Origin of the sequence: Mycolicibacterium canariasense (assembly GCF_002101555.1) — a bacterium.
Classification (GTDB): Bacteria; Actinomycetota; Actinomycetes; order Mycobacteriales; family Mycobacteriaceae; genus Mycobacterium; species Mycobacterium canariasense.
This window is the reverse complement of the sequence record NZ_LQOL01000032.1, coordinates 63,561-83,814: the sequence shown is the minus strand read 5'-3', so window position 1 is coordinate 83,814 and position 20,254 is coordinate 63,561. Positions and strand designations below refer to the sequence as shown.

The window sequence follows — 20,254 nt, the reverse complement described above, 5'->3', positions numbered from 1 at the left end:
ACACTCACCCCAAGCCCACCAGCTCAGATGAGGACATTTAGAACCCCGAACTGGTTAGTTATCTCAGAAACGGCGCGGTGCTCATCGGACACACCCGCGACGAGTACTCCCTCTTCAATCCCTGGCGCGCAAAACCACTGCCCGACTCTCTGCTGACCGACACCATCAACCTGCTCGCACCAAGGACGTGTGGCCTCGCTGACTACCGGGCCGCCTACCCTGCGGCGGGGCCGTCGCAGCTCTACGAAACGGTCAACGCCGACTGGCTGTTTCGCATGCCGTGCCAGCACCTGGCCGCCGCGCAGCATGCAGGCGGCGGTACCGCCTGGCTCTACGAACTGACCTGGAACTTCAACACCGACGAGGGCTCCTCTCACAGTCTGGACATGCTGCTGATCTTCGGCACACTCACCCCCGCCGACATCACCAGGCAACCGACCACCCACCCGGACACCATCGCCGAATACGAGCGCCTCTCCCGCACCATGCGCACCGACTGGGTTCGCTTCGCCGCCGACGGACCATCCCGATGGTCACACCACCAATCTCCGGCCCGCACAACACGCGTATACGCCACCGAGCCCACCGACCAGCCCTACCCAGAAGAGGCCTCCCGCAGACTCTGGTCCCGCCACCGCTTCACCACCCTCGATCTCGCCACCTGATCGAACGATCCCGCCGGACCAGATTCCAACAGAGATGGCCGGCGGCCGCTCTCGTCTCGGATGGCCGCGACGCCCAGAGAATCACCCGCCGTGTTAGCTCGTAGGGCAATACAATCATATTGCCCGACCTCGGCGGGCGCTGCTAGGTTCACTCCTGTGAGCACCGTAGACGTCAGCGTCGTGATACCCGTCCGCAACGGCGCGGCGTTCATCAGCAAACAGTTGGAGGCACTGCTCAACCAAAAGACACAGGCGACTTTCGAGGTCATCGTCGCGGACAACGGATCAACCGACGAAACTGTGGCAATTTCTCGACAGTTCCTGCTGCGGGATCCGCGGGTCCGCATTGCCGACGCGTCACGTGGCCCCGGCGCAAACATCGCCCGCAACGTGGGAATAACCGTGTCCCATGGTCAATTTGTGTTGCTGACAGACGCGGATGACGTAGTGCACCCCGGCTGGATCCAGGCGTACTGGGAAGCGTTCCTCAATGGCGCCGACACGGTCGGCGGTGGGTTGAACCGCGTGTTGGCCGACGGCACGGTCCTGAGCCGGGAGTCGAAGTTGTACTGGTCGCAGGTGGGTGGGGCCCAGTACGCGAACGCGACGAACTGCGGATTTACGCGCAAGGTATTCGACGCGGTCGGCGGTTTCGACGAGAACCTGATAGGCACTGCCGACGAAGTGGAATTCTTCTGCCGCACCCAGCGGGCCGGATACACGATGCGTTTGGTGCCCGACGCGGTGGTGGACAAGCTGCAGCACACCGACCTCTCCACCGCGTTCCGGCAATACTTCAACTTTGGGCGAGGAGAGACCATTCTCGCGCTGAAGTTCCGCCCGCGACTGCTGGTTCCCGGCCTCGCTTTGGTCGCAGTTCAAGCAGCCATCTGGGGCGCACTATGGGCGACGGTTGGCCGGGCAGCTCGCTTCCGCCGGGCGACCGTGCAACGGTTCGCATTCAACCTCGGGATGCTGGTCGAGGCGCTCCGCTTCCTATCGAAGCAGCTTCACCTTCGCCGAACGTAACAGTCACGAAGGGACTCGGTTCGCGCGCGGCGAGTGTCGCCATCTCCTGCAAGTTGATCGACGCGGCGCAAGCTCGCCGGCGTGCCGTCAACGCACCACATCCAGTCGCTCTCGTCCGCGCTGGCGCCGGCTTCCACAAGGCAGTCGCCTGACCGACCGCGATGGTGATTCCGATACACCCGAAGAAGTTTCATCGTTGGTGCGCTGACCTCACTCACTCGGCATCAGCGTCGTACTCCATTGCTCCGATGGCGTTGCCGGCTGGATCACCGAAGAAGATGAGGTGTCCGACACCGGCGATGGTGAACCGTTCCATCAGTATCGTGTCGCCGGCTTCGCGCACTGCAGCGGCGACGCGATCCACATCGTCGACTCGACTTCACCGAGACATCGGGCGTCGTCGCAGCCGAAGCGCTCCTCACGGCAGCCGAGCTGCCGACCGCAGTGGTCGCCGCCAATGACCGCATAGCCATCGGCATTCTCGACACGATGAGGCGAGCCGGTGTCGAAGTTCCGCTCGAGGTCTCCGTAACCGGCTACGACAACAGCACGTTGGCCCGGCTCAGCCACCTCGATCTGACCACCGTCAGCCAGGCACCACTCGAACAAGCCGACCGCGCCGTGTCCGCCCTGACCGAGCAGCTCGATTCGGGCCGCACCGAGGCGATCGTCTCCGTGCTGACACCGCAACTGATCGTCGGTAGGACAACGGGAATGGCACGCGACGCTTGATGGCGGCCGTTGGATGACCGCTTTAGGCGACCGCCGGACAGGATCCGCCGCGAAATGGAACACAGTAGCCATCCGCTACTGCCTTGTCATCTCCAAGTCAAATGAATCCGTTTCGCTGTGCCGTCTTTCAACCCACGGTTGGGCCAAGTCACTCGGCCGCGGCGGCAATCACATTTTGCCCCTGGACTCACACGTCGATCCACCGTCGGGGCGAACCCCCGCGGCGCCAATGAGCGCGGGTTGCCGGCATTCGCCGCACGCAGCCCGAGTTCCCTGGCGACCAGCACGGCGTGGGTCGACTCTTTGCATGCTGTTGTCGCTGGGGATCCAGACTGATCGAGTTCTGTTGTTCGACAGCCTGATTCCGTTGACGCGGGCCGCCGTTATCTCGTTCACGGTGCTTGCTCGGCCGATCGGCCACCAGAACGTGCGAGTACAGCTGTCGGCACACCAGGGCGCGACCACTCCTCGGTGTTGGCGCGGAAATGGAGCACCTTGACGTCGCAGGACCGCGCACCTACTGTGCAAGTAGCACTCTATCTTTTGTTTTCCAAGTCACCAGTGGGAGTTTCGCGTGAGGATCTTGAGTCTCGTCAGCAGCGCCCGCATAGGGTTCTGGCTGGCCGAGTTAACCCATCCCTACTGGCATTTCACCGAACGCGGGTACGAGGTCGACATCGCGAGCCCCGCCGGAGGCGCGGTGCGACCAGATCCTATGAGCCTGCCCGACAGCGACGGCTCTTGGGAGGCAGACGACCTGGTCAGTAGAGGTTTCCTGTCCAGCAACACGCTCGCCGCGAAACTGAAGGCGACCCTGCCACTGGGTGAGGTCGACGTCACCGACTACGACGGTGTCCACGTGGTCGGAGGAGCTGGTCCAGCCGTGGACATGTACCCCAACGCGCAGGTGGCCGGTCTGCTGACGAGTTTCTGGCGGGCAGACAAGGTCGTTGGCACCATCTGTCACGGCTCGATCGTGCTGGCCAACATCCCGGACCTGGTCAAAGGCCTTCGCGCCACGGGGTTCTCGCGCGCCGAGGACGCGCAGGCAGAGCAGATCTACGGTGTCGACTTCATCCCCCACTTCCCCGAGCCGACGATGATCGCCGCGGGTATCGACTTCGTTCACGTTCAGCCGTGGGGTGTGCGCGTGGTCATCGACGGGAAGTTGATCACCGGGCAAAACCAGCAGTCGGCCTCGGAGTACGCGATCGCCTACCTGCACCTGCTGGAGGGCCGCACGCCCGTCCTGGCTGCGTGAGACTCCTGCCGCCGGGCGCGACTCCCGATATCGGTTCGCGATCGATCGACCCGCCTCGGTCCAACCTATATTGCTGTTGCACAACAGTTTTCACCTGCAAGACCCGTCGACCGTAGGAGCACGCACCCGATGAAACTCAACCGAGCCGCCCGTGATCTGATCGGCAAGGGCGCCAATGCCACGATCGTCACCACCAACCCCAGCGGCACTCCCAATGTCAGCGTGGTGTGGGTGGCCTTGGACACGACCGACACCGGGGATGACATTCTGTCCGGGCACCTCGGCGAACACATCAAGGTTCGCAACCTTCGGCAGAACCCGCACGTGGTGCTCACCATCCTTGATCACGAACACTTCCACGGCTACGTGCGCCCCTACCTCAAGCTGACCGGTACCGCTGTCATCGAGGAAGGCGGGGCACCGCAGCTGCTGACCGAGTTGGACAGGGTCGTCGGCAACCCCGACGTCACCTTCCCGCCGGCGGATGCGCCGCCAGGCTTCATCGCCCGCGTCCACATCGAGAAGGTCGGCGGCACCGGCCCCTGGATACCGTGACCACAGGTCACCGCCCACGATCTGATACCGCCGAGCGGACACAGAGGGAGATCGGCATGGACCGTCGCCACGTTGTGGATCCCACGATGGAGCAACCTGGCGGGCCACCCAGTAGGGCGCTGGCCGATCAGACCGTGGTGGTGCTGGGCGGTAGTGCCGGTGTCGGATTGGAGACCGCGCCGGCCGCGCACGTGGCAGGGGCACGCGTGATACTGACCGGGCGTGACCCACAGCGTCTGGCCCGTGCCGCCACAGAGGTGTCAGTCGCGCACACGGCCTCCTTCGACGTTACCGACGAAGCTGCACTCGGCGCGTTCTTTGGTGGGCTATCGGCGATCGATCACGTGTTGCTTACCGCGGGTGCTCCGCGCTACGGGCCGTTGTTGGAGATGGATGCAGACGCCGTACGCCACGCGAGGGTGATCACGCGGCGCTCGCGGTGACGGGTAGCGCGCCACGCCGTGCACCGCGTGCGGGCGGGTCAGTGGTGTTGATGGGCGGTACCGGCGCCGGCCGCGTCGCACCGGGACTGGGCATTGCCTCGGCCCTGACCAATGCGATGCCGGCGCTCACGGCGGCACTGGCGCTGGAATTGGCTCCCGTACGGGTCGGTCACTGACCCCATTCCAGCCGCGACGCGAATCGACTCAATTCCCAGTCGAGATGGTCGCCACGTCGTCGGCAGGAACCTCGTAGCCCAAGTCGTCGATGAACGCGACGTGGACCGGCCGGTCGGTGCGACGCGCTCGGCGCACCATCGACGGGCCTTGCGGACGAGGAAGATTCTGATCGCCCCACTGCTGAAGCGCCCCGATCAGCACGTGCAGTTCACGCCCCGCCGGGGTGAGCACGTATTCCGGGCGCTGCCGCTGCCCGGGCTCCTGGTAGGTCTGTTTGGCGAGCACGCCGTACTCGACCAACGTCGCCAACCGGTCGGACAGTATGTCAGGGCCGATACCCAGGTTGGCTTGGAAATCCACGAACCTGGTAGTGCCCAACAACGCCTCCCGAAGGATCAGTAGAGTCCATCTCTCACCGAGAATCGTGAGGCTACGAGCGACGGAGCAACTCCATTCATCGACGTTCTTGCGCGCCATGACTCCGGATTCTACGCGGCCTGACTTCATTTATTGCATTCAGATGTCCGTTCGGTGCCCGCTTCCCGGACACTGCGAGTGCCAGCCGGAACCCGCGACTGTTACGGGCTGCCCTTTTCCATCAGCGCCGGGCGGTCCGCTGCGATGAGGCGCGCTATCGCTATTAACTAGGATTTTCCGAGTTAGCACGGACTGTGCCCGACCAATCGGTCGACCATCGCGACGGCTGTCAGATAGCCCACCCGCGCTGGAAGCCGAGCTAGTTCCTTACCCATGAGCGAAGATTCCGTGCGATCGCCAGGGGCGCCGGCGGTCCACCAGGGAGCGCGCGACGGTGCCGATCCCATTCATCACACTTGTGTTTTCGTAGTTAGAGTGTTTGGGTGTGACATGACCTTCATCGAGGAGTTCGCCCCAACCCATCTGACGCTCACCGCGGAGTCGCCCACCTTCTGGCGGGTGACGTTCGACAACCCGCCGGTCAACGTGATCGGGCCGGACATGATCTCCGACCTCAAGACGCTGCTCACCGAGCTCGAGTCCAACGACACCGTCAACGTCGTCGTCTTCGACAGCGCCGACGAGGACTTCTACCTCGCCCACTACGACCTGGCCGCCGACCCCTCGGTCGCGGAGGCACTGCCCAGCCTCACCGGTTACGCCGCCTGGGTCGACGTCACCGTCCGCATCTCCAACCTGTCTGCCGTCACCATCAGCGCCGTCCGCGGCATCGCCCGCGGGGCCGGCAGCGAATTCGCGCTGGCCACCGACATCCGCTTCGCCAGCCGCGAGAAGGCCATCCTGGGCCAGATGGAGGTCGGGTTCGCCGCCGTCCCCGGCGGCGGTGCCTCGGGCCGGCTGCCCGCCTTGGTCGGCCGAGGCCGGGCGTTCGAGATCCTGCTCGGCGGAGGCGATTACGACGGCGAGACGGCCGAACGCTACGGCTACGTCAACCGGGCGGTCCCCGACGACGAGTTCGTCGAATTCGTCGACGCCTACGCCCACCGGGTGGCTCGGTGGGACCACCAGGCGATAGCCGACATCAAGGCCTTCATCAACAAGTACACCCGCCTGCCCGACGCGGAGTATCCCCTGCACTCCGACGCGTTCTGGGGCGCCGCCCGACAACCCCGGTTCCAGGCCGTGGCCGAGGCCCTGTTCGACGGCGGCCTGCAGGACCGCAGCCCCCTCGAATACCACCTTGGCGCCGACATCGCCGATATCGCCCCCAACAACCCCCTGCACTAACCCACCAACCCACCCCACCCCGCTTGGGACAGAAGGAGAAACCACCATGGCACGCACCGTCGACGGTCACGCCGAATGGCACGGATCGTTCACCGAGGGCACCGGGACGCTATCCACCCAAAGCAGTGACACACTGCCCGCCGCCCCCTACACCTTTGCCAGCCGCTTCGAAGGCGCCCCCGGCGCCATCCCCGAGGAGCTGCTCGCCGCCGGCCACGCCGGCTGCTACAACCATGCCCTGGCCAACATCTCGCGGCACAACGACATCGCCGTCGACACCATCACCACAACCGCCCGCGTCACGATGGGCACCGACGACCGCGGCTACTCCGTCGACGGCGTACACCTGATCGTCGCGGCCAGCCTGAACACCACCGAAGAGAGGTTCCGCGAGATCGCCGAGGAAGCCCGCACCGGCTGCTCGATCTCGAAGGCGCTGCAGGTACCCATCACCTTGGAGGCCACCTTCACCCCCACCTGGGCCTCGACGGCGGGACGCTAGCCATCGTGGCAACGACGCCGGGTGACGGGACACAGCGCCCCGGTGAACGACCTCGCAGGTTCCAGCAGGGCATGGGCACGGCAACTCCCCCGCCGGCACTCGCATACAAGCCCCGCCACTGGTGGGCACAGCGAAGTCCTCACCGCACAACGGCGTGATCTGCACCTCGTGATCTATTCCCGTCCCATGGGTGTAGAGATTGTCCCTGCCAGGCCGGCCCGATGTCGGCTGGACTGGAGACATGACCACTCCACAGAACACCGTCGCCCTGGTGACCGGGGCCAATACCGGAATCGGATTCCATCTCGCACGTCAGCTCGCCCAAGCCGGCGTCCGGGTCCTGCTCGGCAGCCGCGATCCCCGACGCGGTACCGAAGCTGCGGACAAGCTCGCTGCCGAGGGGCTGGAGGTGGTGCAGCTGACCCTCGATGTCACCGACAACCAGACCATCACCGAAGCGGTGCGTCGAGTCGGCGAGAGCCACGGACGGCTGGACCTGCTGATCAATAATGCGGCTATCGCCGGTGATCTGCGGCCCGCGTCGGGCGTCAGCCGTGAATCCCTGCTGCGGACCTACGACACCAATGTGGCGGGCGTCGCCGCTGTCACCAACGGATTCCTGCCGCTGCTGCGGGCCTCGTCTCGACCCCGGGTGTTGAACGTGTCGAGCGAGCTGGGGTCCACCCGGCTGGTGAACGACCCCGAGTGGCCGTTCAGCGGCGTGGCGGCCGCTGCGTACCAGGCGTCCAAGAGTGCGCTGGACATGCTGACCGTGCTCTACGCCAAAGAGCTTGCCGGAGAGGACATTGCGGTGGTGTCGGTGAGCCCCGGCTACCGGGCCACCGGGCTCAGCAACGGCGAACCGATGGAGGGCGCGGGCGACCCAGCCGACGGCGCCGCGGGCATCATCGGGGTTGCTTTCTCAGAGCCGCTCCCGACCGGCCGGTTCTTCAGTGACGAGGGAGAACTCGTTCCCTGGTGAGAAGAGTGCCAGTATCGATACATGGACGGACAGGCGGCAGGCCGCTACCTACGGGCAGTTCGCGACAGTCGTGATCCACGCGCCTTCGGATTCAGTGACCGCGGTCGCCGGACACCGGGGCTGCGGCGCGAGGAGGTGGCACGGCTTGCGCACATTTCGGTGGAGCACTACATGAACCTGGAGCGCGGCCGCGGTGCGGGACCGTCGGATCAGGTGGTCAGCGCCATCTCCGACGCGCTGCGGATGAACGACGACGAGCGACGGCACCTGTTCGAACTGATCGGACGTGCAGTTCCCTGGGGTAGCGAGCCGAGCACCGAGGTCACCCCCAGTGTGGCCAAGCTGGTCCAGGGCCTCGGTTCGACGGCGGCCATTGTGTTGAGCGCCCGGTTCGACGTATTGGCGTGGAATCCGCAGGCAGAGTTGTTGATGGAGGATTTCGGCGCCATCGTTCCGTCGGAGCGCAATGTCGCCCGGCGGCACTTTCTGCCGCCGGGGCACATCACACCGCACTACGGCATGACCCACGCCGAGGAGTTCTCGCGCATGGTGGCAGGCCAGTTGCGCGCCACGCTGGCCCGGTATCCACGAGACGAACAGACGCAGAAGCTGATCAATGACCTGTGCAACAGCAGCCCAGAGTTCGTCGAATTGTGGAACGACGCAACGGCTGTGGCAGGCACGCACATGATCAAGTACGTCAACCACCACACCCTCGGCCCACTTGCCCTGGCCTGCGACATGTTGCGCGACCCGCACCGCGATCAGAGCATCGTGATGTTCTCGATCATCTCGTGACCGGTCAACGTCGCCCCCCACGTCGAAGCAATCAACCGGACCAGTACCGCCAAACGACCTGCGATCGTCGCCCTCATCGACATACTCACCGGCCTCGCCACGATAAGGCGATCACAGCGTCATAGATTCGCCGCCAGCAGCGTTGACGCGATCGTGGATAGCGCTTTCACCGCTGAAGTGGCGTCGCGCTGATACTGCGCTTGCACGATGGCACCGTCGATTGCCACGCCGAGCGCTTGTGCGGTGCGGGTTCGGTTCGCGCCCGGGGGAAGTGTCGCTTTGATGGCTGCGACCATGTCTGCCTTGTGTCCGGCGGTGATGGCGTGGGCCTCGGGCAGTTCGGCGCCGATCTCGTTGACGCTGTTGATGAAGGCGCACCCCCGGAACGACTCCGCGGTCAGCCATTCTTCGATGGCGGATACCACCGCTGGCCGGCGGCGCTTGCCGGCAGCGTGGCGATCGAGCGCGTCGACAAACCAGTCCATCCAGCGCCGGTGCCGCAAGTCCAAGAACGCCAAGATCAGTGCGTCCTTACTTGGAAAATGACGGTAAAAAGTCACCTTGGTGACGCCGGCTTCGGCTATCACCTTGTCGATGCCGGTGGCTCGAATTCCGTCGCGGTAGAAGAGCCGGTATGCGGTGGTCAGTATCCGTTCCCGAGCTGGAAGGGTCGGCAGATCGACTTGTGGATCGAGGGTCTGGGCGATGCTCACGCCCATCATTGTAGACAGGTCGGTACACATCGACACGGATACGGGTAGACAGGTCCGTCTACATGCGTTACCGTACTGCCCATGTAGACAGATCCGTCTACATGGATCGGCGACTCGATCCACTCTCCGAGAGGAAGACGACGATTATGACCGTCACTTCTGCCATCGATGTCAAACCTCCGACTCCGCCGTTCACCGACGAGTCTGCTGTACGGAAAGTCCGGCTGGCCGAAGACGCCTGGAACAGCCGCGATCCACAGCGCGTAGCGCAGGGGTACTCGGTCGACAGCGTCTGGCGCAACCGCTCCGTCTTCGTGACAGGCCGCGCGCAGATCATCGAGTTCTTGAGCGACAAGTGGGACCGCGAACACGAGTACCGCCTCATCAAGGAAATCTGGGCGCACAGCGACAACCGCATTGCGGTCCGCTTCGCGTATGAGTACCACGACAACACGGGACAATGGTTCCGCGCCTACGGCAACGAGAACTGGCTATTCAACGAGCACGGCCTGATGACACACCGCCACGCCAGCATCAACGATGTGCCGATCGAGGAGGGGCAGCGCAAGTTCTTCTGGGACCGGAATGCGCCTCGGCCGGTGGACCATCCAGGCTTGTCCGAACTCGGTCTGTGACTGTCCGTTCTCGTTTCCTCGGCCTCCCGTTCGACGCATCACTCCCCAGGAAGGAACCCAAATCATGATTCACGCCCAATTCGATCCCACCGCACGCCAACTCCTGGCCGCCACGGCCGTCGAGGCCAAGACCCGCAAGGACCTGTCGTGGCAGCAGATCGCCGACGCCGCTAAACTGTCCGTAGCTTTCACCACCGCAGCCATTCTGGGTCAGCACGCGCTTCCGGAAGCATCAGCGAAGGCCGTCGGCGCTCTGCTGGGGCTGGATGAGGACGCAGTACGGCTGCTGCAGACCATTCCGACTCGCGGCTCCATCCCCGGTGGCATACCGACCGACCCAACCATCTACCGCTTCTACGAAATACTGCAGGTCTACGGCACCACCCTCAAAGCACTCATACACGAGCAATTCGGCGACGGCATCATCTCCGCCATCAACTTCCGGCTCGACGTGAAGAAAGTGGCGGACCCCACCGGAGGCGAACGCGCCGTCATCACGCTCGACGGCAAATACCTACCGACGGTGCCCTTCTGACGCACCACCCCAACACGGCCGCCCCCAGCGCACTCGCGGTCAATGCCGTCCGCACGATTCCCGACGGATTACCCCCAAACAAATCCAGATCGATGAATATTTGCGTTGTTGAGGACTGGTACTGTGTGAAGCCAGATTCTGACTCACCGAGGAGTAATCATGGCAGAGCGCATCATCCACCAACTTATTGACGATCTCGACGGTTCAGAGATTCCGATCGATAAGGGCGAGCGGATTGAATTTTCAATCCGGGGTATCAGTTACCAGATCGACCTTTCGCCGACGAACGCCAACAAGCTCGACAAAGCGCTGAAGCCGTTCATCGAAGCAGGCACGCGAGTGCGCGGGAGTCGCCGAAGCACGGCCACCAAGGGGGCACCGCGTGGCGCAAGTTCGAGAGAGCAGTTGGCAGCGATCCGGGAATGGGCTCGCAAGAGTGGCTACGAGGTTTCAGACCGCGGACGGATCAAGGCTGAGGTTGTCGAGGCATTCGAAGCCGCACATTAGGCGCCGTCAAAATGCGCCGGTCGCCCTGTCGCACGGACCTGAGTCAAACCGGCGAAGTAGCGGGGGCCGCGGCTGTTCCAGGGGCAACCCGTCGCCCGCGCAATCGCCTTTAATCTGACACCTCGCACCGCTTCCAGATAGCCTGACTATCCACATTCCCCTTTAATCTGGCATTTATGCCAAAAGATGCCATTTCAAAGTGAAACATGCAGGCAGAAACCTGCGAATCAGCACGGCGGCCACGAGGACCCACCGGCTCAAACTGACACTACACAAAAAGCAGCCTTGTATGGTCAGGAAGTGGCCGACCCCCGTGTCCTGGAATTCGACCTGCCCCGCCTGCGCATGAGCGCTCTGGAATGGGGCCCGTCGGATGGCCGTCTCGCGCTGTGCGTGCACGGTTTCCCGGACAGCGCCCACAGTTGGCGCCATGTAGCTCCGATGCTGGCGGATAAGGGTTTCCGAGTGATCGCGCCGTTCACCCGGGGCTATGCACCCACCGGTCCCGCACCCGACGGGGACTATCACCTGGGCGCGCTGATGTCCGACCTCGTCGAGTTGCACACGACGCTCGGAGCATCCCGCGACGCCGTGCTGATCGGCCACGATTGGGGTGGTTGGACCGCCAACGCGCTGGCCGCCTCCCCGGAATCCCCCTTCGCCGCCCACATCTCGCTGGCACTGCCGCCCATCCGGGCCATCTCGAATGCCTCGCTCGGACTGGCCCGGGCGACGAAGATGGGAGTCCGCCAGCTCCGAATGAGTTGGTACATCTTGTTCTTCCAGACCCCTTTGGTGCCGGAGCGGGTGCTGGACCGCGTCATCCCTCGGCTGTGGAAGGACTGGTCCCCGCCGGACACCGACGTCGACGGCGATGTCGCCAGGACGCTCGCCGCGCTGCCCACGCCCGCCCACCGCCGGGCTGCCATCGCCTACTACCGCGCCAACATCCGGTTCACGCCGGCATCCAAGCCCTACAAGCAGCTGCACCGCTACCGGCTGAGGCTGCCGCGGGTCCCGGTTCTGTTGCTGCACGGCGATACCGATGGCTGCATGCAGGTCGGTTACCTCGACGGCGCACTGGACCTGCTTCCGCCCGGCAGCAAGATCCAAATCATCCCTGGCGCAGGGCATTTCCTGCAGGTGGACCAGCCGGGGGCGGTTACCGCAGCCATTCTGGACCACTTGCGCTAGGTCTGCCCGACCCGTCCGGTCAGCGACTGGATGGTCTGGATCTCACTGTCCCGGTACGCGCGTCCGTCGGGATACAGCAGGTCGTGGAACCACAGCTTCGGTTCGGCCGCAGACGGGTGGTCCCAGGAATCCCATGGGAAATAGGTTTGTGTCTTACCGGCCACCAGGCCCCAGTTGTACATCGCGATGTTGCGACGCTTGGCGATCGGCAGGATGGCCTCGATCGTGCTGCCCTCCGGGCGAGCCAGGTACTCCGTGCACAGCAACGGCCGCCCCAAGGGCATGAGCTCATCGACGCGGTCTTCGAAGTCGGCCGGCTTGCCGTAGGAGTGGAAGCTGATGACGTCGGAATTGTCCAACTGGATGCGGGCCATCGCGCTGAGCTTGCCCGGCGCCCAACTGCCCTGCCAGACCCCACTGGTCAGGGGCTGGACCGGATTGACCGCACGCGCCCACTGGAACACCTGCGGCAACAGCGCCGTCACCAACGCGATCTTGTCCGAGCGCTCCGTTTTGCGGTACACCTTCGCCGGGTTGTCGGGCTCGTTCCACAGATCCCAGCCCAGCACCCGGTTGTCGTTGCGGAACAGGCTGATGACACCGGTCACATAGTCGTACAGCACCTTCCGGTAACGCTCGTCGCCCAGCAAGGCCGCCCCCGGGCTCTGCACCCAGCCCGAGTTGTGCACACCGGGGACCGGAGCGTGCTGTGGGCCCAGCTTGGGGTTCGGATCCCAGCAGGAGTCGAAGAACACGAACAGCGGTTTGATCCCGTGGCCGGCCGCGATCCCGACGAACTGGGCCAGCTTGCGCGCAAACCCCGAACGGTCCTGGGTCCAGAGCTGGTCGTGGAGGAACACCCGCATGGTGTTGAACCCGATCTGCCGCGCCACCCGTAGCTCGCCATCGATGCGTCGCGGGTCGTAGGTGCCTGACTGCCACATTTCGATCTGGTTGATGGCGTTTGCCGGGATGTAGTTGGCGCCTACCAGCCAATCTTGAGCTTTGTACCAGGCATTGGCTCGCTCCGCCGGCCACCGCCCGGGATCTGCCGAGGCGAAGGGGGTCTGGGTCAGCGCCGCTCCGGCGGCCAGTAGAAGGGGCAGTTTGAGGGCGGTACGACGATCCACTTGGCGAACATAGTTTGCCAACACTCTCCTTGCGGTCTCGCTTATCGAATAGCAACCAAGGGGCGCGGGAATCGTTATAACCGAGCCCGGGACGCGAGAAACGTCCGTATCATTCGGCAGGTGCGGTACCGCGCTCGCCGTGACGTCCCCCGTGCTTCTTCGCTGCGCCGGCGATGTGCGTTACGCCGGCCCGCCCGGCGCCACGTCAGCCGATACGACGGAGTACCCGCCAGATAGCTTTGGTATCCGAGGTTTTCGCGACATCGTCGAGGCGGCCGGCCCGATGACCGACAGGGAGGTCTGATGATCGAGGTGATGTCGGATATGCCCGACGGCGTGACCGGAATCCGGGTATCGGGCCGGATCAGTGGTGACGATCTGCGTGCGTTCACCCCGACCATGGAGCGACTGGGCAGATCGGGCGAGATCCGGATCGTCGAAGTCATCGCGCCGGACTACGAAGGCTTCGGCCCCGGCGGGCTCGCGGCCGACCTCAAGCTGGGCTTCGGTGCGCTACTGCAGCACCATTCGGCGTTCAACCGCATCGCCGTGGTGTCGGACAAGGAATGGGTGCGCCACACACTGCATGCACTGGCGTGGATGGTCCCCGGCGAGCTCGCGCTGTTCACCCTCGACCGGCTGGCCGAGGCCAAGAGGTGGGCCGCGGGTTGATCATGTCGCAGAGACAATCCGGACAAACGGTCCTGCTCGTCGGCGAAGATGCGGGCATCGGCCTTGCCATCGCGCGCCGGGCCCGAGCCGAAGGCGCGGAGGTGCTGCTCACCGGCCGCGACCCCGACCCGCTCGTTCGCCGGTGATCAGGCCGGCACTCGCCGCGGTGCTCGTCGTGCTCGCCGGATGCACAGTACCCTCCCCGACCCCTACCGCTCCGCCGCCCGCGGAGTCGTCATCGGCCATCCGACCGCCCAGCGCCGCCCCGCTCGACGCGACCACCGTGCCCGATGCACAGCCGCGCCTGGCCGACGACCCGATGCAATTGGCCGACGACCTGGTCGCCGATGAGCGCGCGCTGCGCGACCCGACCACGCCGGAGCCGGCATTGGTCGATGCGGCGCGCCGCCAGCAGGTGGCCTACCGCGCCGTCGGCCGTCACCCCGAATGGGATGCACTCATCCGCCCCCGGGTCCCGGATGATCTCCTGGAGACCTACGACCGCAACGTCGACGCCCGCCGCCAACTCGCCGCCATGGCCCATCCCAAGGACACCCTGCCGGCCTGGCGTATCGCGGCGCCACCCGCTGCCGAGGAGCTGCTCGCTGCCTACCACGAATCGGAAGCGGCCTCCGGCGTCGGCTGGAACTACCTGGCCGCGATCAACCTGATCGAAACCCACTTCGGCAGCATCTCCGGCGACAGCGCGGCGGGTGCCCAGGGTCCCATGCAATTCATGCCCGCCACGTTTGCCGCGTATGGCAACGGCGGCGACATCCGCTCTCCGCGCGACAGCATCATGGCCGCCGGGCGCTATCTGGCCGCGAACGGCTTCGCGCACGACCCCGACCACGCGCTGTTCCGGTACAACAACGCCGACGAGTATGTGCGGGCGGTGACCGACTATGCCGCGCTGATCGGCGCGGACCCTGCGGCATTCCTCACCTTTTACCGTTGGGACGTCTATTACTTCACCACCGCAGGCGACGTGGTGCTGCCGATCGGCTATGCCGCCGACGCACCGATGCCCGTGACTGACTATCTGGCGACGCATCCCCAATAGCACGCGACGGCCGCCAACTCGCAGGCGTGGTGGCTCGATCGACGCCTCCCGCAGGGCAGCCTGACCGCCGGAGAGACTGCTCTTCCCCATCCACTGCCATTCCGCGCTGTCCCGGGCGGACGTCTCGAACCGTGCAGCGCACCACCGCGTGTAAGCAGTGCGGCCAGTATCACGCCAGCGACGTCACAGGCCCAACTACTACTAACTGTGTAGTATCAGCGCATCAGATCAGTCATACGGAGGCAAAGGTTGTCGACTATTCAGGGGCTGCCCGCCCACGTCCTGTTCGTGCATTTCATCGTGGTGCTGGCCCCGCTCACCGCACTGCTGGCCATCGTCTGCGCCGTATGGCCCGCGGCGCGCCGGCGGCTGGTCTGGCTGGTCGTCGTCTTGGCCGCGGCGACCACGGTGCTGACACCGCTCACCACCGAGGCCGGGGAATGGCTCGAACACCAGACGCAACGCACACCGCTGTTGCATGAACACGCCGAACTCGGGGACACCATGGTGTATTTCGCGGTGGCGCTGCTGGTCGCGGCGGTGCTGCTCGCCGTTGTCCACGTGCGCGAACATCGCGAACGCCCGGTCAAACCGCTTCTCGGCTGGATCCTCGCGGCGGTCATCGTCATCACCGCCGTCGCCACCACGGTTCAGGTGGTTCGGATCGGCGACTCGGGCGCCCGATCGGCTTGGGGCGACGCGGTGGCGGACACGTCCGGGAAGTGAATCGCCTTGAGGTTCAGCCGATTACCGTCGCGGGCGACTCGCCGGCTTCCGGTACCAGCCGATCCTGGATGACATCGCCCGCCAGGTAACTCTGGCCACTGAGCGCGAGGGCGACAAGGCCGGCGGCCAGTACCGCACGCGGGCGCTGGCGCGCCGGCGGCGCACCCGTGAGGGCCACCACGCGCGCGCGTGCGTCACTCGGGCGGCCGGTGATGCGACAAACGTCCGGCGTGACCCCATGCGCGCACAGCAGCGCGGCGCGGGCAACGGCTTGTGCGGCGGCACGGCGATCGCGGCGCGCGGCGAACTCGTCGGCGCAACGTTCGGCGGCCAACCGCACGACGTGGCGCCACGGCCTCAGTACCGGATTGACCCGGCTGGCCAGTTCGACCGCCTGCACATGCAGATGGTGACGGTGCCGAAGATGGGCACGCTCATGGTCGATCACCGCGCGGCGCTCATCGGCCGTCAACGCCCCCGCCAGACCGGTCGTGAGCACGATCAGTCCCCCGGCGCGGCCGGGCACCGCGAACGCATCAGGGCGGGCATCGTCGAGCACCAGCACCCCGGACTCATCGCCGATGCGGCCAGGGGAGGCACGGAAGGCACGATTCACGCGCACCGACGTCCGTACGCTTCGCGCATGCCGGACGGCGCTGAATACGCCGGCTGCGGCAGCCACCACCAACGCCGAACCCGCAGCGCGGCCCGCGATATCGGATTGGTTCGACAGCACCGTGGCGCCCGCGGCCAGGGACACCCAACTGCTCACCGCCAACGTCACCGCCAGCCAGGCCACCACCGGTACCTGCCAGTCGGGGTGAAACCGCGACGCCAGCCGGGGCAACTGCCAGGTCAGCACCGCCGCGACCAGCCACGGCGCAGTGAGCAATATGCCGATGTTCACCGCTTCTCACCACCGGTGTCATTGCGGGACAGTACTTCTCGAAGCAAGGCCTCATCCTCGGCAGAGAGAGTCGCCACAAAACTGGACAGCACATCCGCGCGGGCATGCTCGCCATCGAGCTCGCGGCGCATACGCAACGCCGCCTGCAGGGCAGGGAGGTCGCCCGGCGTGGCTACCAGCCGGTATCGGTGCGATCGGCCCGAGCGCTGCCGAGTCAGCGCCCCCTTGTCGGCCAGCCTGGTGAGCACCGTCATCACCGTGGTGTACGCCAGGTCGGCATCCAGTTCGGCGCGCACCTCGGCCACCGTCATCGCCGCTCCGCCGGCCATGACAGCGATCACCGCGCTCTCCAGATCGCCTCGGTCTCTGCGCACCGCTCACTCCCTTCACGACGAGCATAGGACCCGGGGCGAGCGAAGCGACGGGAGAAAGTACCCCGGGCGAGCGAAGCGACGGGGAGAGAGACCTGCGGCCGAACGGGTGACCTAATGCCCTAGCCGTGGGTGGTGGCCCGATTCAAGCTGGGGGTGTTGGAGAACGAGGAGAAGTGATGACCGGTCGCCGCCTGAGCGTCCTGGAAACGGGCTACCTGCAGGCCGAGGATGCCGATGGCCACGTCAGCCTGGCCCTCGCTGCGCTTGCCGTACTGGAGGGCCCCGCCCCCGACACGGCCACCCTGCTGAGGGTGCTGGACGAACGCACCGCGGAGCTTCCCCGCTGCCGGGAAGTGCTGCACGAAATGCCGATGAGCCTGGCCGCGCCGCAGTGGGTCCCCGACCGCTCCTTCGACATCACTCACCATGTTCGGCACGTGGCCGTCGCCTCACCCGGCGACGACGCCGCGGTGTACGCCGTCGTCGGGCAGGCGATGGAACGGCGACTGGATCGGTCGCGACCGCTGTGGGAATGCTGGGTGATCGACGGCCTTGCCGGCAACCGGTGGGCGATCCTGATCAAGATTCACCACAGCATCGCCGACGGTATCGCGGCGACCGCGATGCTGGAGCGGATCTGTGACGACGGTGCGTCGGTGGTGTCGGGGATGGAGCATCCGCGACCGGGGACCGAGGGCACCCCCGGGTGGAGCCTGAATCCGGTCGACTGGTTGCGAACGGCCATGCAGGTCTCCACGGATGCGTCCCGCACCGCGCTGCGGGTGGCGTCCGGTGCAGCCGAATTGGCGTCCGCCCTGTTCGCCTCGACACCGCGGTCCTATACCGGCCCATTGAGTGACCTGCGCAGCTACAGCGCCGCGCGGGTGCGGCTGGCCGATGTCCGCATGGTCAGCGAACGGCTCGGGGTCACGGTCAACGACGTGGCGCTGGCTGCCATTGCCGACAGCTTTCGGTCGGCGATGCTGCGGCGCGGCCAGACGCCGCGGGCCCACTCCCTGCGCACGGCGGTGCCGGTCTCGCTGCGCACCCCGGATGCATTGCACATCCCCGACAATCGGATCGCTGTGACGCTGCCGCAATTGCCGGTCGAGTATGCCGACCCGCTGCGCCGGCTGCAGGCGGTCCACGAGCGTATGACGGCTGTGAAATCGGGCGGGCAGGTCGGCGCAGGTGCGCTGGCCGTGGCGGCGGCCGGACTGCTGCCGTACGCCGTCACCGCGCCGGTGGTGCGGCTGCTGAGCCGGCTGCCGCAACGCGGGGTGGTCACCGTCGCCACCAATGTGCCCGGACCGCATCGCCGGTTGCGGTTCGCGGGGTGCGAGATTCGGGCGTTGCTCCCCGTTCCGCCGATCGCCGTGCATCTTCGCACCGGCATCGCCATCCTGAGCTACGACGACGAGCTGGTCTTCGGGGTGATCGCCGACGTCGACAGTCCCGTCGGCCCGGACGAACTGGCTCGTGGAATCGAGGCCGGGGTGGCGCACGTGGTGTCCATCGCCGCGGCCGCCCGACACTCACGGCGGCTGGGCAATCTCCTGTTACTGGCCGGTTAGTCCTGCGGCACAAGCGAATCGGAGGAGCATGATGTTCTATAACCACGATATGGGCTGGTGGGGTTTCGCCGGAATGGGTGTGGGCATGGCGGTGTTCTGGGCCGCTGTCCTGTTCGGGGTCATCGTCACCGCGGTGTATCTCATCGGCGAACGCCAGGCCTCCTCCGCCAAGGGGAATCAGCCGACCGCTGAGGACATCCTGGCCGGCCGATTCGCCCGCGGGGAGATCGACGAGGCCGAGTACCGGCAACGCATTACCGCGCTGCGGGACCACGCCCAGCGCTAACGTGTGGCCATGGCTGCACCCACCATGCGGGCCTGGCGGGTCCGAACGCCAGGACCCATGCACACCCGACCGCTGGAGTTGGTCACCACCGCCGTCGGCGAACCCGACGGCGACGAAGTCCTGATCGCCGTACACACCTGCGGGGTGTGCCGCACCGACCTGCACGTCGCCGAGGGCGATCTGGCCGTGCATCGACCTCGTGTCACACCAGGGCACGAAGTCGTCGGTGAAGTCGTCACCCTCGGACCAGCAGCGACCGGCCTGTCCGTCGGCGACCGGGTCGGGGTAGCCTGGCTGCGGCACACCTGCGGGCAATGCCGCTACTGCCTGGCCGGCCGGGAAAACCTCTGCCCGCAATCGCGTTACACCGGATGGGACGCCGACGGCGGCTATGCCGAATATGTCACCGCGCCGGCACCGTATGTGCACCGGCTACCCGCGGGCTACTCCGACGCCGAACTCGCGCCGCTGCTGTGCGCGGGCATCATCGGCTATCGCTCACTGCTGCGCGCCGACCTCCCGCCCGGCGGGCGCCTGGGCATCTACGGTTTCGGCGGCAGCGCGCACCTCACCGCTCAGGTGGCCCTGGCCCAAGGAGCCGAAGTGCATGTGATGACCCGTGGGGACGCGGCCCGCGACCTCGCCCTGTCCTTGGGCGCCGCCTCGGCCCAGGGCCCGGCCGACCGTCCTCCGGTACCGCTGGATTCAGCCATTCTCTTTGCGCCCATGGGTGATCTGGTGCTCCCCGCGTTGGAGGCGCTCGACCGCGGCGGCACCCTGGCGATCGCCGGTATCCACCTCAGCGATATCCCACCGCTGAATTACCAACGTCATCTGTTCCAGGAACGACAGGTGCGGTCGGTGACGTCGAATACCCGTGTCGACGCACGCGAGTTCCTGGCATTCGCCGGGCGCCACCACCTTGCGGTGAGCGGACCCGAATACCCGCTGGATCGGGCCGACGCCGCGCTGGACGACCTGAGCTCCGGCCGGATCGCCGGCGCGGCGGTGTTGCGGATCGGCTGAAGCCCAGCTACTGGGGACTTATGACCCTGGTCGCACCGTGGCC

General features: G+C 65.8%; 28 protein-coding genes and 1 pseudogene. 23 read left to right on the top strand and 6 right to left on the bottom strand.

Features of this window, described 5'->3' with window-relative positions; translation table 11 throughout:
• Nucleotides 1-77 precede the first annotated feature (77 nt).
• The 3 genes and pseudogenes from AWB94_RS05555 to AWB94_RS36235 form a co-directional block, all read left to right on the top strand.
• Complete coding sequence (locus AWB94_RS05555) at nt 78-665, top strand: carboxylesterase/lipase family protein (RefSeq protein WP_062654948.1); 588 nt, start codon at nt 78-80, stop codon at nt 663-665.
• 156 nt (nt 666-821) lie between these two features.
• A complete protein-coding gene (locus AWB94_RS05550; protein ID WP_234811637.1) occupies nt 822-1,694 on the top strand; it encodes a glycosyltransferase in 873 nt (290 codons plus the stop codon).
• Nucleotides 1,661-1,902: pseudogene (locus AWB94_RS36235) on the top strand (IS256 family transposase); the annotation flags it as partial. The gene AWB94_RS05550 and the pseudogene AWB94_RS36235, both read left to right, overlap by 34 nt.
• A 6-nt stretch (nt 1,903-1,908) precedes the next feature.
• On the opposite strand, the gene AWB94_RS05545 reads toward AWB94_RS36235, so the two are convergent.
• Entirely contained in the window at nt 1,909-2,058 is a 150-nt protein-coding gene (locus AWB94_RS05545; protein ID WP_201029479.1) for a VOC family protein, read from the bottom strand.
• On the opposite strand from AWB94_RS05545, the gene AWB94_RS05540 reads away from it, so the two are divergent.
• The 5 genes from AWB94_RS05540 (at nt 2,037) to AWB94_RS36070 (ending at nt 4,861) form a co-directional block, all read left to right on the top strand.
• Nucleotides 2,037-2,426, top strand: a complete 390-nt coding sequence (locus AWB94_RS05540; protein WP_084394968.1) for a substrate-binding domain-containing protein — start codon at nt 2,037-2,039, stop codon at nt 2,424-2,426. The two genes, AWB94_RS05545 and AWB94_RS05540, sit on opposite strands and share 22 nt — an antisense overlap.
• 574 nt (nt 2,427-3,000) lie before the next feature.
• Nucleotides 3,001-3,687, top strand: a complete 687-nt coding sequence (locus AWB94_RS05535) for a type 1 glutamine amidotransferase domain-containing protein (RefSeq protein WP_165605266.1) — start codon at nt 3,001-3,003, stop codon at nt 3,685-3,687.
• Nucleotides 3,688-3,816: 129 nt separating this feature from the next.
• Nucleotides 3,817-4,242 (top strand): pyridoxamine 5'-phosphate oxidase family protein, encoded by a 426-nt coding sequence (locus tag AWB94_RS05530; protein ID WP_062654954.1) that lies wholly within the window; start codon nt 3,817-3,819, stop codon nt 4,240-4,242.
• A 56-nt stretch (nt 4,243-4,298) separates the two neighbouring features.
• Nucleotides 4,299-4,685, top strand: a complete 387-nt coding sequence (locus AWB94_RS05525) for an SDR family NAD(P)-dependent oxidoreductase (RefSeq protein WP_062654956.1) — start codon at nt 4,299-4,301, stop codon at nt 4,683-4,685.
• Nucleotides 4,686-4,735: 50 nt separating this feature from the next.
• The gene (locus tag AWB94_RS36070) at nt 4,736-4,861 is read left to right on the top strand and encodes a hypothetical protein (RefSeq protein ID WP_264022744.1); all 126 of its coding nucleotides are present in this window, start codon (nt 4,736-4,738) and stop codon (nt 4,859-4,861) included.
• A gap of 28 nt (nt 4,862-4,889) precedes the next feature.
• Here the strand turns inward: AWB94_RS36070 and AWB94_RS05520 are convergent, their stop codons facing one another.
• Nucleotides 4,890-5,339 (bottom strand): winged helix-turn-helix transcriptional regulator, encoded by a 450-nt coding sequence (locus AWB94_RS05520; RefSeq protein ID WP_062654958.1) that lies wholly within the window; start codon nt 5,337-5,339, stop codon nt 4,890-4,892.
• 390 nt (nt 5,340-5,729) lie between these two features.
• Here AWB94_RS05520 and AWB94_RS05515 point away from each other — a divergent pair, with 390 nt between their 5' ends.
• From AWB94_RS05515 to AWB94_RS05500, 4 genes are all read left to right on the top strand, one after another.
• A complete protein-coding gene (locus AWB94_RS05515) occupies nt 5,730-6,587 on the top strand; it encodes an enoyl-CoA hydratase/isomerase family protein (protein ID WP_062654960.1) in 858 nt (285 codons plus the stop codon).
• 46 nt (nt 6,588-6,633) lie between these two features.
• Nucleotides 6,634-7,089 carry an OsmC family peroxiredoxin gene (locus tag AWB94_RS05510; protein WP_062654961.1) on the top strand — a complete coding sequence of 152 codons (456 nt, stop codon included), beginning with the start codon at nt 6,634-6,636 and terminating at the stop codon, nt 7,087-7,089.
• A gap of 241 nt (nt 7,090-7,330) precedes the next feature.
• On the top strand, nt 7,331-8,071 hold the full coding sequence (locus tag AWB94_RS05505; RefSeq protein WP_062654963.1) for an SDR family NAD(P)-dependent oxidoreductase: 741 nt from the start codon (nt 7,331-7,333) through the stop codon (nt 8,069-8,071).
• 21 nt (nt 8,072-8,092) lie between these two features.
• Nucleotides 8,093-8,869, top strand: a complete 777-nt coding sequence (locus AWB94_RS05500) for a helix-turn-helix transcriptional regulator (protein WP_064961225.1) — start codon at nt 8,093-8,095, stop codon at nt 8,867-8,869.
• A 119-nt stretch (nt 8,870-8,988) separates the two neighbouring features.
• On the opposite strand, the gene AWB94_RS05495 is transcribed toward AWB94_RS05500, so the two are convergent.
• The gene (locus AWB94_RS05495; protein ID WP_062655025.1) at nt 8,989-9,582 is read right to left on the bottom strand and encodes a TetR/AcrR family transcriptional regulator; all 594 of its coding nucleotides are present in this window, start codon (nt 9,580-9,582) and stop codon (nt 8,989-8,991) included.
• A 146-nt stretch (nt 9,583-9,728) separates the two neighbouring features.
• Here AWB94_RS05495 and AWB94_RS05490 point away from each other — a divergent pair, with 146 nt between their 5' ends.
• From AWB94_RS05490 to AWB94_RS05475, 4 genes are all read left to right on the top strand, one after another.
• Nucleotides 9,729-10,217, top strand: a complete 489-nt coding sequence (locus tag AWB94_RS05490; protein ID WP_234811635.1) for a nuclear transport factor 2 family protein — start codon at nt 9,729-9,731, stop codon at nt 10,215-10,217.
• A gap of 64 nt (nt 10,218-10,281) precedes the next feature.
• On the top strand, nt 10,282-10,752 hold the full coding sequence (gene cynS / locus AWB94_RS05485; RefSeq protein ID WP_062654964.1) for a cyanase: 471 nt from the start codon (nt 10,282-10,284) through the stop codon (nt 10,750-10,752).
• A 159-nt stretch (nt 10,753-10,911) separates the two neighbouring features.
• Nucleotides 10,912-11,259: a histone-like nucleoid-structuring protein Lsr2 gene (locus AWB94_RS05480; RefSeq protein ID WP_062654965.1), complete on the top strand. Its 348-nt coding sequence runs from the start codon at nt 10,912-10,914 to the stop codon at nt 11,257-11,259.
• A gap of 300 nt (nt 11,260-11,559) precedes the next feature.
• Nucleotides 11,560-12,453: an alpha/beta fold hydrolase gene (locus AWB94_RS05475; protein WP_062654966.1), complete on the top strand. Its 894-nt coding sequence runs from the start codon at nt 11,560-11,562 to the stop codon at nt 12,451-12,453.
• Here AWB94_RS05475 and AWB94_RS05470 read toward each other — a convergent pair.
• The gene (locus AWB94_RS05470) at nt 12,450-13,583 is read right to left on the bottom strand and encodes a glycoside hydrolase 5 family protein (RefSeq protein ID WP_062654967.1); all 1,134 of its coding nucleotides are present in this window, start codon (nt 13,581-13,583) and stop codon (nt 12,450-12,452) included. The genes AWB94_RS05475 and AWB94_RS05470 overlap by 4 nt on opposite strands.
• 303 nt (nt 13,584-13,886) lie before the next feature.
• Between AWB94_RS05470 and AWB94_RS05465 the strand changes: the two genes are divergently transcribed.
• From AWB94_RS05465 to AWB94_RS05455, 4 genes are all read left to right on the top strand, one after another.
• On the top strand, nt 13,887-14,255 hold the full coding sequence (locus tag AWB94_RS05465; protein ID WP_062654968.1) for a SpoIIAA family protein: 369 nt from the start codon (nt 13,887-13,889) through the stop codon (nt 14,253-14,255).
• Between the two features lie 2 nt (nt 14,256-14,257).
• Entirely contained in the window at nt 14,258-14,401 is a 144-nt protein-coding gene (locus tag AWB94_RS35695; RefSeq protein WP_234811634.1) for a hypothetical protein, read from the top strand.
• Nucleotides 14,402-14,574: 173 nt separating this feature from the next.
• Nucleotides 14,575-15,318 (top strand): lytic transglycosylase domain-containing protein, encoded by a 744-nt coding sequence (locus AWB94_RS05460; RefSeq protein WP_276055035.1) that lies wholly within the window; start codon nt 14,575-14,577, stop codon nt 15,316-15,318.
• A gap of 249 nt (nt 15,319-15,567) precedes the next feature.
• The gene (locus tag AWB94_RS05455; protein ID WP_062654970.1) at nt 15,568-16,044 is read left to right on the top strand and encodes a DUF2231 domain-containing protein; all 477 of its coding nucleotides are present in this window, start codon (nt 15,568-15,570) and stop codon (nt 16,042-16,044) included.
• Nucleotides 16,045-16,057: 13 nt separating this feature from the next.
• Here the strand turns inward: AWB94_RS05455 and AWB94_RS05450 are convergent, their stop codons facing one another.
• Nucleotides 16,058-16,951, bottom strand: coding sequence for a M48 family metalloprotease (locus AWB94_RS05450; protein WP_062654971.1), 894 nt, complete (start codon nt 16,949-16,951; stop codon nt 16,058-16,060).
• Nucleotides 16,948-17,325, bottom strand: coding sequence for a BlaI/MecI/CopY family transcriptional regulator (locus tag AWB94_RS05445; RefSeq protein WP_062654972.1), 378 nt, complete (start codon nt 17,323-17,325; stop codon nt 16,948-16,950). The genes AWB94_RS05450 and AWB94_RS05445 overlap by 4 nt, the downstream gene beginning before the upstream one ends.
• A 176-nt stretch (nt 17,326-17,501) precedes the next feature.
• On the opposite strand from AWB94_RS05445, the gene AWB94_RS05440 reads away from it, so the two are divergent.
• From AWB94_RS05440 to AWB94_RS05430, 3 genes are read left to right on the top strand one after another with little or no spacing between them, the layout of a single operon-like run.
• Entirely contained in the window at nt 17,502-18,899 is a 1,398-nt protein-coding gene (locus tag AWB94_RS05440; RefSeq protein WP_062654973.1) for a wax ester/triacylglycerol synthase family O-acyltransferase, read from the top strand.
• Between the two features lie 28 nt (nt 18,900-18,927).
• Nucleotides 18,928-19,185 carry an SHOCT domain-containing protein gene (locus tag AWB94_RS05435; RefSeq protein ID WP_062654974.1) on the top strand — a complete coding sequence of 86 codons (258 nt, stop codon included), beginning with the start codon at nt 18,928-18,930 and terminating at the stop codon, nt 19,183-19,185.
• Between the two features lie 9 nt (nt 19,186-19,194).
• Nucleotides 19,195-20,211 carry a zinc-binding alcohol dehydrogenase family protein gene (locus AWB94_RS05430; protein WP_062654975.1) on the top strand — a complete coding sequence of 339 codons (1,017 nt, stop codon included), beginning with the start codon at nt 19,195-19,197 and terminating at the stop codon, nt 20,209-20,211.
• Nucleotides 20,212-20,254 lie beyond the last annotated feature (43 nt).

Excerpts from the sequence above, each read along its gene's own strand:
- AWB94_RS05530 (WP_062654954.1), top strand. The coding sequence starts at position 3,817 with ATGAAACTCAACCGAGCCGCCCGTGATCTGATCGGCAAGGGCGCCAAT.
- AWB94_RS05525 (WP_062654956.1), top strand. The coding sequence starts at position 4,299 with ATGGACCGTCGCCACGTTGTGGATCCCACGATGGAGCAACCTGGCGGG.
- AWB94_RS36070 (WP_264022744.1), top strand. The coding sequence starts at position 4,736 with ATGGGCGGTACCGGCGCCGGCCGCGTCGCACCGGGACTGGGCATTGCC.
- AWB94_RS05520 (WP_062654958.1), bottom strand. The coding sequence starts at position 5,339 with ATGGCGCGCAAGAACGTCGATGAATGGAGTTGCTCCGTCGCTCGTAGC.
- AWB94_RS05515 (WP_062654960.1), top strand. The coding sequence starts at position 5,730 with ATGACCTTCATCGAGGAGTTCGCCCCAACCCATCTGACGCTCACCGCG.
- AWB94_RS05510 (WP_062654961.1), top strand. The coding sequence starts at position 6,634 with ATGGCACGCACCGTCGACGGTCACGCCGAATGGCACGGATCGTTCACC.
- AWB94_RS05505 (WP_062654963.1), top strand. The coding sequence starts at position 7,331 with ATGACCACTCCACAGAACACCGTCGCCCTGGTGACCGGGGCCAATACC.
- AWB94_RS05500 (WP_064961225.1), top strand. The coding sequence starts at position 8,093 with ATGGACGGACAGGCGGCAGGCCGCTACCTACGGGCAGTTCGCGACAGT.
- AWB94_RS05490 (WP_234811635.1), top strand. The coding sequence starts at position 9,729 with ATGACCGTCACTTCTGCCATCGATGTCAAACCTCCGACTCCGCCGTTC.
- cynS (WP_062654964.1), top strand. The coding sequence starts at position 10,282 with ATGATTCACGCCCAATTCGATCCCACCGCACGCCAACTCCTGGCCGCC.
- AWB94_RS05480 (WP_062654965.1), top strand. The coding sequence starts at position 10,912 with ATGGCAGAGCGCATCATCCACCAACTTATTGACGATCTCGACGGTTCA.
- AWB94_RS05465 (WP_062654968.1), top strand. The coding sequence starts at position 13,887 with ATGATCGAGGTGATGTCGGATATGCCCGACGGCGTGACCGGAATCCGG.
- AWB94_RS35695 (WP_234811634.1), top strand. The coding sequence starts at position 14,258 with ATGTCGCAGAGACAATCCGGACAAACGGTCCTGCTCGTCGGCGAAGAT.
- AWB94_RS05460 (WP_276055035.1), top strand. The coding sequence starts at position 14,575 with ATGCAATTGGCCGACGACCTGGTCGCCGATGAGCGCGCGCTGCGCGAC.
- AWB94_RS05440 (WP_062654973.1), top strand. The coding sequence starts at position 17,502 with ATGACCGGTCGCCGCCTGAGCGTCCTGGAAACGGGCTACCTGCAGGCC.
- AWB94_RS05435 (WP_062654974.1), top strand. The coding sequence starts at position 18,928 with ATGATGTTCTATAACCACGATATGGGCTGGTGGGGTTTCGCCGGAATG.
- AWB94_RS05430 (WP_062654975.1), top strand. The coding sequence starts at position 19,195 with ATGGCTGCACCCACCATGCGGGCCTGGCGGGTCCGAACGCCAGGACCC.